Origin of the sequence: Neorhizobium sp. R1-B (assembly GCF_004368875.1) — a bacterium.
Lineage (GTDB): Bacteria > Pseudomonadota > Alphaproteobacteria > Rhizobiales > Rhizobiaceae > Neorhizobium > Neorhizobium huautlense.
Window position 1 is genome coordinate 409,744 of the sequence record NZ_SOEM01000001.1, and the last position, 12,513, is coordinate 422,256.

The 12,513-nt window shown below is 60.1% G+C and carries 10 protein-coding genes and 1 tRNA gene; 3 read left to right on the forward strand and 8 right to left on the reverse strand.

Annotated elements, in window-relative coordinates; translation table 11 throughout:
• Positions 1 to 203 precede the first annotated feature (203 nt).
• Together EDE05_RS01910 and pgi are read left to right on the forward strand one after the other, a co-directional pair.
• Positions 204 to 1,358, forward strand: coding sequence for an alpha/beta hydrolase (locus EDE05_RS01910; protein ID WP_245519851.1), 1,155 nt, complete (start codon positions 204 to 206; stop codon positions 1,356 to 1,358).
• A 91-nt stretch (positions 1,359 to 1,449) separates the two neighbouring features.
• Entirely contained in the window at positions 1,450 to 3,075 is a 1,626-nt protein-coding gene (gene pgi / locus EDE05_RS01915) for a glucose-6-phosphate isomerase (RefSeq protein WP_134099639.1), read from the forward strand.
• A 140-nt stretch (positions 3,076 to 3,215) separates the two neighbouring features.
• On the opposite strand, the gene EDE05_RS01920 is transcribed toward pgi, so the two are convergent.
• From EDE05_RS01920 to pyrC, 3 genes are all read right to left on the reverse strand, one after another.
• Entirely contained in the window at positions 3,216 to 4,142 is a 927-nt protein-coding gene (locus EDE05_RS01920) for a carbohydrate kinase (RefSeq protein ID WP_112797434.1), read from the reverse strand.
• A 75-nt stretch (positions 4,143 to 4,217) separates the two neighbouring features.
• Complete coding sequence (locus EDE05_RS01925) at positions 4,218 to 4,913, reverse strand: orotate phosphoribosyltransferase (protein ID WP_134099642.1); 696 nt, start codon at positions 4,911 to 4,913, stop codon at positions 4,218 to 4,220.
• Positions 4,914 to 5,074: 161 nt separating this feature from the next.
• Positions 5,075 to 6,112, reverse strand: coding sequence for a dihydroorotase (pyrC, locus tag EDE05_RS01930; protein WP_134099645.1), 1,038 nt, complete (start codon positions 6,110 to 6,112; stop codon positions 5,075 to 5,077).
• 234 nt (positions 6,113 to 6,346) lie between these two features.
• Here pyrC and EDE05_RS01935 point away from each other — a divergent pair, with 234 nt between their 5' ends.
• A complete protein-coding gene (locus tag EDE05_RS01935; protein WP_134099648.1) occupies positions 6,347 to 7,273 on the forward strand; it encodes a tetratricopeptide repeat protein in 927 nt (308 codons plus the stop codon).
• On the opposite strand, the gene EDE05_RS01940 is transcribed toward EDE05_RS01935, so the two are convergent.
• The 5 genes from EDE05_RS01940 to EDE05_RS01960 all read right to left on the reverse strand — a co-directional run bounded on the left by EDE05_RS01940 (position 7,270) and on the right by EDE05_RS01960 (position 12,398).
• Positions 7,270 to 8,307: a 4-hydroxyproline epimerase gene (locus EDE05_RS01940; protein WP_134099651.1), complete on the reverse strand. Its 1,038-nt coding sequence runs from the start codon at positions 8,305 to 8,307 to the stop codon at positions 7,270 to 7,272. The two genes, EDE05_RS01935 and EDE05_RS01940, sit on opposite strands and share 4 nt — an antisense overlap.
• Positions 8,308 to 8,321: 14 nt before the next feature.
• The gene (locus tag EDE05_RS01945; RefSeq protein ID WP_134099653.1) at positions 8,322 to 9,029 is read right to left on the reverse strand and encodes an SDR family oxidoreductase; all 708 of its coding nucleotides are present in this window, start codon (positions 9,027 to 9,029) and stop codon (positions 8,322 to 8,324) included.
• A 71-nt stretch (positions 9,030 to 9,100) separates the two neighbouring features.
• Positions 9,101 to 10,636: a glycosyltransferase family 39 protein gene (locus EDE05_RS01950; protein ID WP_134099656.1), complete on the reverse strand. Its 1,536-nt coding sequence runs from the start codon at positions 10,634 to 10,636 to the stop codon at positions 9,101 to 9,103.
• A gap of 116 nt (positions 10,637 to 10,752) precedes the next feature.
• Positions 10,753 to 10,829 (reverse strand) — tRNA-Arg (locus EDE05_RS01955).
• Between the two features lie 138 nt (positions 10,830 to 10,967).
• Entirely contained in the window at positions 10,968 to 12,398 is a 1,431-nt protein-coding gene (locus EDE05_RS01960) for a HAMP domain-containing sensor histidine kinase (protein WP_245519852.1), read from the reverse strand.
• Positions 12,399 to 12,513 lie beyond the last annotated feature (115 nt).

The window sequence follows — 12,513 nt, forward strand, 5'->3', positions numbered from 1 at the left end:
TCGACACCAAGGTACGCCCCGACGGCCTGAATCGAAGCCCTGGCTATGGACGCCGGCGTAGCCCTTGGCTAGCGCTTGTCGTGGGGGTGGACAAAGAATAAGTTGGAGTTCACTTGGGTAGCCGCGCCGTTTATCCGCTTCGTCTGATTGCCGTCGTCGCGACACTGGCTGTCTTGTCGAGCTGTGCTGGACGACCTGAGGGCGTGTTGATCCCGACTGCGGTTCGGGCCGATGGCGCCATCAAGGTCGATGTCCTCGTGGCCACGACCCGGCGACCAACCGATACACCGGGAGTGCTGTTTTCCGGGGAACGCGGCAAGGAGCCTCAGGTCACGGAAATCTCTGTCTCCATTCCTTCCGACAGCGCCCGCAAGGTCGGCCAGGTTCAATGGCCTGCCAAACTGCCCGCCAATCCCGCCAAGGAATTTGCGACAGTATCGGTAACGCCGCTCGACCGGACCGGTGCTCAGGGCTGGCTGAGGCAACACCTGCCGAAAAGCCGCCGGGTGATGGTCTTCGTGCACGGGTTCAACAACCGCTACGAGGACGCGGTCTACCGGTTCGCTCAGATCGTCCACGATTCCAAGGCGGATGTGGCGCCGGTGCTGTTCACCTGGCCCTCACGCGGCAGCATCTTTGCCTATAACTACGACAAGGAAAGCACGAACTATTCGCGCGATGCGCTCGAAGAGATGCTGCATCGCCTGGCCAAGGAGCCGAGCGTCGGTGAGGTCACCATCATGGCGCATTCGATGGGCTCCTGGCTGACGGTCGAGGCGCTACGGCAGATGGCAATCCGCGACGGACACGTCGCCCCGAAGATCCAGAACGTCATTCTGGCTTCTCCCGATCTCGACGTCGACGTCTTCGGCCAGCAGCTTGCCGAACTCGGTCAAAAGCGCCCGCATTTCACGCTTTTCGTTTCCCGCGACGACCGGGCGCTCAGTCTGTCCCGGCGGATCTCCGGTAATATCGACCGCCTGGGACAGGTCGATCCGACCGTTGAGCCTTACCGCACGGAATTCGAGAAAGCCGGCATCGTTGTCCTCGACCTTACGGCTCTGAAGGGTGGCGATCGCCTCAATCACGGGAAATTCGCCGAAAGTCCGGAAGTGGTGCAGCTGATCGGCAACCGGCTGATCGCCGGCCAGGCGGTTACGGACTCGGATGTTGGGCTCGGTGACCGCCTTGGCGCTGTGGCGCTCGGTGCTGCGCAAACGGTCGGAGGCGCGGCGAGCGTCGCGGTCAGCACCCCGATCGCGGTCTTCGATCCCGCGACGCGCCGGTCCTACGACGAACAGATCCTTCGCCTTGGAACGGCAGCCGGCAACACAGTGACGACGGCCGTCGGCCAGTAGAAGCTGCCGGGCAACGGCTCCAAATGGGTTGATTTGACCGGGAAAGCGAATAGGTTCCCGTTCATCATTTCCCCGACCGCGAGGAACTTCCATGCAGGCCATCATCCAAGACCTGAAATCCGCTGTGGCTAAAACCAATGCCACCAATATTCGCGCTGCGTTCGCTGCCGATTCCAGTCGCTTTGAGAGGTTCAGCGCGACCTTCGATGACCTGCTGATGGACTATTCCAAAACGGCGGTGAACAGCGAGATCCTGTTGCTCCTCGAAAGGCTTGCCGAAGTCGGAGGCGTCGCCAAAAAACGCGAAGAAATGTTTTCGGGCGTTCCGATCAACTTTACCGAAGGGCGTGCCGTATTGCATACCGCACTCCGCAACCGGTCAAACAGGCCGGTTCTGGTTGACGGCAAGGATGTCATGCCGGACGTCAACGCCGTCCTCGCCGCCATGGGCGCGTTTGCCGACGGCGTCCGCGCGGGCGTGCTGAAAGGCGCTACGGGCAAAAAAATCACCGACGTCGTCAATATTGGCATTGGCGGCTCCGATCTCGGCCCTGTCATGGCGACGCTTGCGCTTGCTCCTTTCCATGATGGCCCCCGCGCGCATTTCGTCTCGAATGTCGACGGCGCGCATATCGCCGACACGCTGAAGCTGCTCGATGCCGAAACGACCCTGTTCATCATTGCCTCGAAGACCTTCACGACGATCGAGACCATGACCAATGCGGCTTCTGCCCGTGCCTTTATCGCCGAAAAACTCGGAGAGGCGGCGGTGAAGCATCATTTTGCGGCCGTCTCCACCGCGCTCGACAAGGTTGCGGCTTTCGGCATCGAAAGCGATCGCGTGTTCGGCTTCTGGGATTGGGTCGGCGGCCGCTACTCGATCTGGTCTGCGATCGGCCTGCCGCTGATGATTGCGATCGGGGCCGAAAATTTCGGCAAATTCCTGGATGGCGCCCATGCGATGGACACCCATTTCCGCACCGCGCCGACCCGCCAGAACCTGCCGATGCTCCTCGGCCTGCTTGGCTTCTACCACCGAAACGTCCTAGGCTACCCTACCCGCGCCATCCTGCCCTACGACCAGCGGCTCCTCCGTTTCCCCGCCTATCTGCAGCAGCTCGACATGGAATCGAACGGCAAGGGCGTGACCATCGACGGCAAACCGGTCGAAGGCAATTCCGGCCCGGTTGTCTGGGGCGAGCCCGGCACCAACGGCCAGCACGCTTTCTATCAGCTGATCCATCAGGGCACGAGCATCATCCCCGCCGAATTCATGATCGCCGCCAACGGATTCGAACCGCATCTGCGCCATCAGCACGAACTGCTGATCGCCAACTGCCTAGCGCAATCCGAAGCGCTGATGAAGGGCCGGACATTCGACGAAGCCAAGGAACAGCTGACCTCCAAGGGCATGGACGAGAAGAAGGCCGATTTTATCGCCCCACACCGCGTCTTTAACGGCAACCGGCCCTCGATCACCTTCGTATATGACAAGCTGACGCCGTTCGCGCTCGGCCGGCTGATCGCACTTTATGAACACCGCGTCTTCGTGGAAGGCGTGTTGTTCCGCATCAACTCTTTCGACCAATGGGGCGTGGAGCTCGGCAAGGAGCTTGCAACGGGCCTGCTGCCGGTCATCGAAGGCAAGGAAAGCGCCGCAAGACATGACAGCTCAACGCAGGGGCTGGTGCAGGCGTTGGCGGAATTGAAGAAATAGCCAACCGCAGGGCGGCTTGTCCGCCTTCCGCCGGAATGGTCAGATACGAGCTGTGCCGCTGTGCCACTCAAGTCCCTCTGCACTGCCGGCAGAGGGACGGGTTCACACGCCCTATTCTATCCCAACGGCATATGGTTGTCTTACAGACCCATCTCGTGGGCGAAAGGCGGGTTGGCGCCGGCACGCGAAACAGTAATCGCCGCGGCCTTTGCCCCGAGTGCCAGAGCCTTGGCAATCTGGTCTTGCGAGAGATTGGCGACCTGTTCCTTGGTCAGGAGGTTCTGCATTTTGAGTGATGCCAGGATACCGGCATCGAACGTGTCTCCCGCGCCGACAGTATCCACGACCGTTACCTTCTCGCTGGGCACCGTCACCTTATGATTGGCCGTGTAGCCGGCAGCACCTTGTGCGCCCCGCGTGACGACCACCAGCTTCGCGCCGTGATGCAGCCAGTGGCGGGCTAGCGTCTCCTCGTCGCCCTCAAGGCCGAACCAGACCAGATCTTCGTCCGAAAACTTGACGATATCGGACATCGCCGCCATACGGCGGATACGCGCCATGTGGGATGCCTTGTCTTTGATGAAGCCGGGACGGATGTTCGGATCCAGCGATATGACCCGCTTTGCATGCTCCCGCACCATCAGGGCTTCATAGGTCGAGCCACAGGGTTCGGGAATGAGGCTGATTGCACCGAAATGCAACGCTTCACAGTCCTCCCCGAGAGCGGGCAGGTCCGCCTCGGTGATCATCCGACCAGCGGTGTTCTCGTCATAGAAGGCATAGGAGGCATGGCCGTCGACCAGCTTCACGAAGGCGATGGTGGTCGGTCTGGAAAGCGTCGCGCAGTAGCTAAAATCCACTTGGCTCTTGCGCAAGGTATCGCGCAAAATATCGCCCATCATGTCGTCCGAGAGACCGGTGAAGAAGGCCGCGGGCTGTCCCAACCGGCCAAGCGCAATGGCGGTGTTGAAGACCGCTCCGCCCGCGTAAGGCGCAAAGCCGTTTTCCCCGCGCGTGGTCTCACGCGGGAGCATGTCGATCAGGGCTTCGCCGCAGCACAAAATCATGGGGTCCTCCCGCGCCAGTCCAAGCTGTATTTCAATCGATTAAGCGAGCTTTTGTAAAATTGCCAGAGCAAAAATTCAGAGAGCAAGTTCGCTGACGCCACCGTTGCGCCCGGACCAGGCCAGCGGCGCATCGAGAAACGCTTCGACTTCGGAGAGCGTTTTGTGATCGAACAGCTTGGCTTCCCGGGCGAAAGCCAGCACGTTGCGCCACGTCGCGATATGGTGAAGCTGGACCTTGCCGTTCGAGAACCGCTGTTCGGCTTCCGGGAAGATGCTGTAGAAAAAGAGCGCGATACCATGATCGACCACACCGCCGGCAGCGCGGATCGCGTCGATGAACTTGAACATGCTGCCGCCGGCGGTCGTCAGATCTTCGATGACCAGAACGCGGGCTCCATCTGGCATATGACCTTCGATCTGGGCATTGCGGCCATGACCTTTTGGCGCCTTGCGGACGTAGATCATCGGCAAACCGAGCCGTTCAGCGAGAAAGGCTGCGAAGGGAATGCCGGCAGTCTCGCCACCTGCCACGCAATCGAACCTCTCGAAGCCGGCATCGCGCATCACCGTCGCGGCGGCAAAATCCATGATCGCCGAACGGATGCGCGGATAAGAGATCAGCTTGCGGCAGTCGATATAGACCGGGCTCATCATGCCGGAGGAAAGCTTGTAGGGCTTGTCGGCGCTGAAATGCACCGCTCCGATTTCCCAGAGCATCTTCGCCATCAGTTCGGCCATTACGCCGCGTTCCGGAAATGTGGTCTGAATCATGCGCCCGCTCCTGTTTGACAACCACGGGCCGCAATAGCAGCAAGCGGGCCGGCGCGCCAGACGATGCAGTAAATAACGGCGGGAACGAATGCCGCATAGGAGGTGCAGAAACCACCCGTCAGGAATGCGGTCACGCCGCCGGGCTGATTGGAAGCGTCTTTCTAGAGAACTTCCCAATGCAACGGAAACATCGGATCGAAGACTGTAATCGGCCCAGCCTCTGTGTCGCGTTTGGTTGGAAAGTTCACCGGCTGGTCCCGCTTTTCAAGAGTGATCACTTCCTCATTTGGCTTCAGCCCATACCATGCCGGACCGTTGAGCGAAGTGAATGCCTCAAGCTTGTCCAGGGCATTTTCCTGCTCGAATACGTGGGCCAGGCAGCTCATGGTATTTACGGAGGTGTATATGCCGGCGCAACCGCAGGCGCACTCCTTCAGCGGGTCGACATGCGGAGCGGAATCGGTACCGAGGAAAAAACGCGGGTCGCCAGACGTCGCGGCGGAGCGGAGCGCCAAACGATGGTTCTCGCGCTTGGCGACCGGCAGGCAATAATAATGGGGGCGAATGCCGCCGACCAGGATGGCATTGCGATTGATGATCAAATGATGGGTCGTGATCGATCCGGCAAGATTGCTTCCGGACGACCTGATGTAATCGATCCCGTCTGCGGTCGTCACGTGCTCCATGGTGATCTTGAGCTCGGGCAGGCGCCGGCGCAGCGGGTCGAGAACCGTTTCGATGAACACCGCTTCACGGTCGAAGATATCCACCTCCGGCGTCGTCACTTCCCCATGGACGCAGAGCGGCAGTCCGATCTTCGCCATGCGCTCCAGCACCGGCATGGCTTTGTCGATGTCCCGGACACCGCCATGGGAATTCGTCGTGGCACCAGCGGGATAAAGTTTTACGGCGGTGATGAGGCCGCTTTTCCGGCCCTCTTCGACATCGTTCGGATCCGTGTGTTCCGTGAGATAGAGGGTCATCAGCGGCTCGAACCGGTCGCCCTCGGGAAGGGCTTGGAGGATGCGACCCCGATAGGCCCGCGCATCGGCCGTCGTCACCACCGGCGGCACGAGGTTCGGCATGATGATGGCGCGAGCGAAATGGCGGCTCGTATCGCCGATCACTCCTTGCAGGACTGCGCCATCGCGCAGATGCAGGTGCCAATCATCGGGGCGGCGGAGAGTGAGTGTCTTCATGGTGAATTTCCGAATGTGTTCGATCCCACCCGCATACCACCAACGACTCATCCAAAACAATCACATGTGATGATTGACACCGCTCCAGGCATCTCATCTGCCAAATATCGAGTTTCACGCAAATGTGCAGAATAGGAGGCCGAGAACAGCAATCGAAAGCCAGGACATAAGGAACCCACGTCCGCTTTCGGCGTTCGTTAATCAATCTGAAGGATCTGTGAAGCGGAGCACACAATGAAATCCCGCGCCTTTAAAGTCAATAAGGGATTGGCAATTGCCGCAGGCACTGCCGTTGCGCTTTGCGCACTGACGGTTTCACCAGGCGCCGAAGAGCAGGCGAATCTGAAGCTTGTCTCCATGATGCAAGGCGAATGCGACCGGCTGGCTGGAAGTCCCTATGATCAGCAGCGCAACAATGAATTCGCACCGGTTGATATCGGCGAGATCGATGGAACTGCGGTCGATGCCTGTCGTGTGGCTTTCGAAAGCACCGGCAATCCGCGTTTCGCCTATCAGCTCGGCCGAGCTCTCAACAAGGCTCAACAGGCAGACCAGGCGATGAGCGCCTACAATGTAGCCGTCCAGGCCGGATACCCGGCGGCCAAGGTGAATTTCGGAATGTTGATGGGCCGATTGGGTGATGAACAGGCTGAATTTCAGTTCTACAAAGAAGCCGCGCACAGCGGTAACGTGCTTGCCGCCTATAACCTCGGCGTCGCCTACCGCGACGGACTCGGCACGAAGCCGGACATTCACAGTGCCCTGCAGTGGTTCGACAAGGCCGCGGCCGAGGGCGACGACACCGCTGCCTTCAATATCGGCACCATTTATGACGAAGGCCATCTCGTTCCGGAGGACGATCAGACGGCTATAGCCTGGTATGATCTGGCTGCGCAACGCGGCAATACGGACGCCATGATCAATCTGGGCCTGATGTACGAAGCCGGCGAAGGCATCGAAGCCAACGCCGTCAAGGCTGCGGAGATGTACCGCGAAGCCGGCGAACATGGCGACGTTTTCGGTGCCTATAAATTCCTGCAGATGCAGGAACTCGGCGTCGTTCCGGCGCCAAACGACCCTTCCGAATCGGAAAGCGTCAACTCGCTCGTACTGAAACCAGGCGACATGGAGACGCCTAGGACCGTCGGCAAGGAGATCTAGATCTCTCCTGCGGAAGGGCCCCAGACATCGGTCATGGCGAAACCTTCTGCCAGTGGGTCAAAGGGATCGAGCGCAATCTGGTGAAGCCCGAACGTAAAGCCGCGGCCGGCGATCGTGGGAACGATCGCCGGCTTTCCCGCGACTGTCGTTTCTGCTGCAAGGCCTACTTCGAACTGAGAACCGATGATCGAGCGCGACCTGAACGTATCGCCCACCTTCACGCGGCCACGCGCATGAAGCGCCGCAAGATTGGCGGAATTCCCGGTCCCGCAAGGAGAACGATCGGCCCGGCCCGGCCACATGGTCGTGCAGGTACGAACCGTGCCGTCCAATTCCGTATCCCGGAACATGACATAAGCGACGCCCGAGATCGCGGGGATTTCCGGATGCACCACCGGTATCTCCCGGTTGATCAAGTCCTTCAGCACCATTCCTGCCTGAACCAGCGCCGCGGCATTGCCCTTGTCGATCGTCAAGCCGATCTGGCTGACGTCCACAAGCGCGTAGAAGATGCCTCCATAACAAAGATCGAGTGTGATCCGGCCCCAGTGCGGCGTCTCCAGCGCGACATCGAGGTCATGCACGAAGGATGGCACCATGGTGAGCTTCACCTTTTCGCAGCGCCCATCGCGGCAAGTGGCCGTCGCCTTCACCAGGCCGGCCGCAGTTTCCAGGGTCACGACCGTTTCCGGCTCTCTCATCTCGACGATACCGGATTCCAGCAGTGCTGTCGTGACGCAGATCGAATTGGAGCCGGAACTTGCATGCGCCTGGTCCGGCTGCAGGATAATGAAGGCCGCATCCGCATCCGGATGTTTCGCCGGCAAAAGCAGATTGACGGAACCGATCGGCGCACCGCGCGGCTCGAGGCAGAGAAAGCGGCGAAGCTCGCTGCCCTTCGGATCGGTGTTCAGCCAGTGAAGCTGTGCGGCGAGCGTTTCGCCCGGGATTTTCGGAACTCCCCCGATCGCGACCTTGCCGATCTCGCCTTCGCAATGGACGTCCAGCAGCTGAATGGTGCGCTTCCACCTCATCTCATTACCTCTGATCAAACGTGACGGGTGACGCCGCCATCGACGCGGATATTCTGACCGGTAATGTAGCCAGCACCATCGGACAGCAGGAAAGCTGCGGTCTTGGCGATCTCTTCCACATGACCGATTCTCTTCATCGGCACCTTGTCAGCCGTTTCCGGCTTGTGGTCGAGGCTGTCGATATATCCGGGCAGAATGCAGTTCATGCGGATATTGTCGGCCGCATAACGATCGGAATAAAGCTTTGTGAAAGCGCCTGCCGCCGCACGGTAGGTGCAGGAAACGGGGAAGACCAACGACGGCTCATAGGCCGCAAACGTGGTGATGTTGACGAAGGCGCCCTTGCCCTGTCTCTGCATCACTGGCGTGACGAGGCGGGCCATGCGTACCAGCGAAAGGATCATCATGTCGGATCCCAGCGTCCAGGCCTCGTCGGCAATATCCAGCAAGTCTCCCTTTGGAGGGTGGCCGGTAAGAATTACGACCGCGTCGATGCGGCCGTAGGTTTTCATGGTCAAATCGAAAATCGCATGGATGTCTTCGGCCTTCTCGGCAACGCCTCGGGAGGCTACGCCGCCCAATTCGCCCGCCAGCTTTTCACAGCTTTCGGACGGCGACATCAGCGCCAGCTTGTATCCCTCGGCATGAAGCTCGCGCGCGATCGCCTCGCCCATGCCGCGTCCGCCGCCGGTGATCAGCGCCACTTTTTCCGTTTCAGCCATCCGGGATCTCCTTGAGATTTTTTCGTCGCACCGCGACTTCGGCGAGAGATATATCAGGTTACCTACGGTCTTCAACGAAGCCAGAGATAGCCGAGCTTCAATCCGGTTCTGCCGTCGCCATATTCATGCGGAAACGACAGGGACTGCACGGGAGAGGCCGTAAGGCCGAGCGCCGATACCTCCGGCGGCAGGGCAAAGGGGGGCTGCTGCACGGTGTCCGCATTGATCGGCCAGATGACCAGGATTGGTGATTTTAGAGAGTCCAGAGGCGGAAAACCTGCAATCGGCCGGCCCGGGTCGACCACGGGAGTACCGGGGAACCGCAGCCGCATATTCCCGCCAAGGTGAGTGCCGCCGGCGATGATCAATGATGGCTGCCCCTCCGCTTTCAGCGTCTCGGCAACGAGCGTGAACGGATAATTGATCCTCGTGTAACTGCCGGTCATTCCCGCCGTCACCGTCTTTGCCGCCAATGGGATCAGCGTAATCGCCATGATGGTCAGAAAAACCGGGAGGAATCGCTTCAGACTGGCGACGACATCCGCTCCAGCTCCTCCGAACTTCAGAAGCAGGTATAGCGGCAGCGCCAGAAGATAGGGATCGAGCCAACGCTCGGTGATTTTGGTCGTGCCTGCAAGAAGGATCACCAGAACCACGCCAAGCAGCGAAACCAGCATCATGATCCCCAGGAGACGAGTCCAGCGGGTGGTCTTTCTTATCGCCTGCCTGAACTTGCTTTTGAAGGCCACCGCGAAAACAACCAGGGTCAGGGCGCCGAAAGCGATGCAGGCGAGGACCAGCGAGCCGAGAGCGCGGGCAATGCGGGCCATCCCGTGCGGTGCGTTCGCTTCGACCATCTTGCTAATCGTGCCCTTCGTCGCCAGATCGATATTGCCGAGCAGCCAGAGCGCATGCGGCATGATGATCGCCAGGCTGACCGCCGCCGTGAGCAGGACCCGGATGTCGAAGAGGCGGGCGCGCCATTTCCTGTCGGCGAAGACGGCAACGACCGTCGCTGCAGGAAGCAGCACGAAATTGTATTTCGATATGGTGCCGATGCCGATCGCCAGTCCAAGCAGCGCATAACCCATCCAATCCGGACGGGCGAGCGTTCGGAACAAGCCGTAGAGAAACAGCGAGGTCGCCATCAGCACCGCGACGGTGTGGGTGAGGTCCTGCTGCGGCATGTAGGAAACCTGCGGCAGCGTCAGCAGGCTCAGCATCGCCATCGCCACGAAGCCCGCCCGGCCGTCGATCTCCCGCGCCGCCAAACCAAAGAAGAAATAGCAAAGAAGCAGCATCACGAACTTCGGCAGCGTCAACGCGAGCAGCGAGATTCCCATGATGCTTACAAAAGCGTTCTGTACCCAGTTGTAGAAGGGTGGCTGCGGGCCGTAACCGGCGAGCCAATATTGCGAGAACAGAGACTGTTCGGCCTCGTCGAGTGTCAGCGAATGCGGCAAAGCCAGCCGCGTGGCGATGCTGGCGACAAAATAAACACCGAGAAAAAGCGTCGCCGGCCACAATCCGCCCGAGAGAAAATTGGCGAGCCTGCTGCCCTGCCCGGGCCGCTCCCGCAGATCCACAAAGCCGCCATCTCGATCCATTGCCGCCCTCACGGAAGAACATTCAACCTTGCACGTGGCACGGCCTGCGACGAGGATCAACAAGCAAATGGCAGTTTGCCACCGCTTCGGGAGAGTATTGCTGATGGAGGAGAAAATGGCGCACCCGAAGAGATTCGAACTCCTGACCCCCAGATTCGTAGTCTGGTGCTCTATCCAGCTGAGCTACGGGTGCGTAGGCAAGCAGTGCGTCACCGCTTGCGTGGCGATCCTCTAATCGGTGCCGCGAGAGATTGCAAGCGATTTTACCGAGGGCAACGTCATTTTGCTGTCACTTCTCGCCCAAGCCGTTGAGAAGCAACATCTATTAGCGTCAAGCTCGAGCCCGGTAGTCTTCCAGCGAAACTGGACGGTCGGGAATCTCAATCCGGAACTGCGTTCCGGGGCCGGGTTTTTCGACCAGCGCGATCGTGCCGCCATGCGCCAGAACCAGCTCGCGGGCAATCACCAAACCAAGGCCCGTGCCGCCCGAACGAGCCGAGCCACGGAAGGCCGAAAACAGGTTTTCCCGCGCCTTGCGCGGCATGCCCGGGCCGGTATCGTCGACCGTGATGCTGACGACGCTGCCGATCCGATGGGCCGCGACGGTAATGCGCCGGACCATGGAGGTGTCCTCGGGATCGAAGTTCGTCAGCGCCTGCAAGGCATTGCGGCAGATATTGTGGATGACCCGGAAAAGCTGCTCGCTGTCGCAATCCACCTCGACATCGGCAGGGATCTGATCGATGAATTCGATGCTGGCGTCGGGATCGATGGCAAGAATGTCGCGCACGTCCTGGCAGAGTTCGGCCAGGCGGATACGGCGGCGGCGCGGGGCCGCTTCGGATGCCTGTCCATAAGCCAATACTTCGCTGGTATAACCCACGGCCCGATCGATCGTGCGTAAGAGCTTCGGCGCAAAACTGCGCACCATCGGGTCGTCGACATCGGTCAACCGGTCAGACATCAATTGGGCTGACGCCAGGATGTTACGCATGTCGTGATTGATCTTGGAAACGGCCAGACCGAGATCGGCGAGGTTTTTCTGCTGCTTCAGAGTGCGCTGCAATTCCACCTGCATGGCGGCGAGATGCCGGCCGGCCACGGCAAGCTCTCCGCGCGACCGGTCACCCGCAAAGACACGGCTCGGATCCTCCGGCTGTTCCGAGAAAAACTGCATGCTGTGGGTCAGCCGGCGGATTGGCATGATCATCATCCGGTTGATGGCCAGGAAGATGAGCACCGCCGTAATCAACGAGATCAGCAAAGACAGCAGAAACATCATCTTCGAATATTTCAGCATGTCCTTGCGCAGCGCGTCGTCGGTCATCACCAGTTCGATGATCATGTCGGTGTCGCCGATCGCCCCGAAAACACGCATGACTCGGCCGCCGCCCAGGAACAGGGTATCCAGAGCGTCGCGCATCGAGATCCACATCGGCACATCGGTGAGATCGAAGACCTGGTCAACCTGCGGCGGCAGGTCGGTGGCCGCCAGCAGGCGGGAAGTGCCGTCCTTTTTAAGCGCGATGACCTTGGTGCCCGTCGCCAGAAGCGTATCGTCCTGCACCGCGCGGGGAAGCTCCGACGGTTGCAGACCGTCGATGACAATGCCCGCGGCGGCGGCCGTATCCAGACGGTCGCGCAGCCAGTTCATGCGCATGCCTGCGACAGATGGAACGAAAATCAGGATTTCCGCCAGCATGACGAAAATGACGGTAAGCCAGAGAAGTCTGCCGGAAAGGCCGCTGAAGAGACGCGGCATGGGTTCCGGTCCTGCGCCATCCGGCGAGGATTCCGAGCGCCCCGAGGTATGAACCTCGCCGTCCATGCGGATCTCCATTCCCGAATTCCGTTTCCGCCCAACATCTGGCAGAGCC

Excerpts from the sequence above, each read along its gene's own strand:
- pgi (WP_134099639.1), top strand. The coding sequence starts at position 1,450 with ATGCAGGCCATCATCCAAGACCTGAAATCCGCTGTGGCTAAAACCAAT.
- EDE05_RS01920 (WP_112797434.1), bottom strand. The coding sequence starts at position 4,142 with ATGATTTTGTGCTGCGGCGAAGCCCTGATCGACATGCTCCCGCGTGAG.
- EDE05_RS01925 (WP_134099642.1), bottom strand. The coding sequence starts at position 4,913 with ATGATTCAGACCACATTTCCGGAACGCGGCGTAATGGCCGAACTGATG.
- pyrC (WP_134099645.1), bottom strand. The coding sequence starts at position 6,112 with ATGAAGACACTCACTCTCCGCCGCCCCGATGATTGGCACCTGCATCTG.
- EDE05_RS01935 (WP_134099648.1), top strand. The coding sequence starts at position 6,347 with ATGAAATCCCGCGCCTTTAAAGTCAATAAGGGATTGGCAATTGCCGCA.
- EDE05_RS01940 (WP_134099651.1), bottom strand. The coding sequence starts at position 8,307 with ATGAGGTGGAAGCGCACCATTCAGCTGCTGGACGTCCATTGCGAAGGC.
- EDE05_RS01945 (WP_134099653.1), bottom strand. The coding sequence starts at position 9,029 with ATGGCTGAAACGGAAAAAGTGGCGCTGATCACCGGCGGCGGACGCGGC.
- EDE05_RS01950 (WP_134099656.1), bottom strand. The coding sequence starts at position 10,636 with ATGGATCGAGATGGCGGCTTTGTGGATCTGCGGGAGCGGCCCGGGCAG.
- EDE05_RS01960 (WP_245519852.1), bottom strand. The coding sequence starts at position 12,398 with ATGCCGCGTCTCTTCAGCGGCCTTTCCGGCAGACTTCTCTGGCTTACC.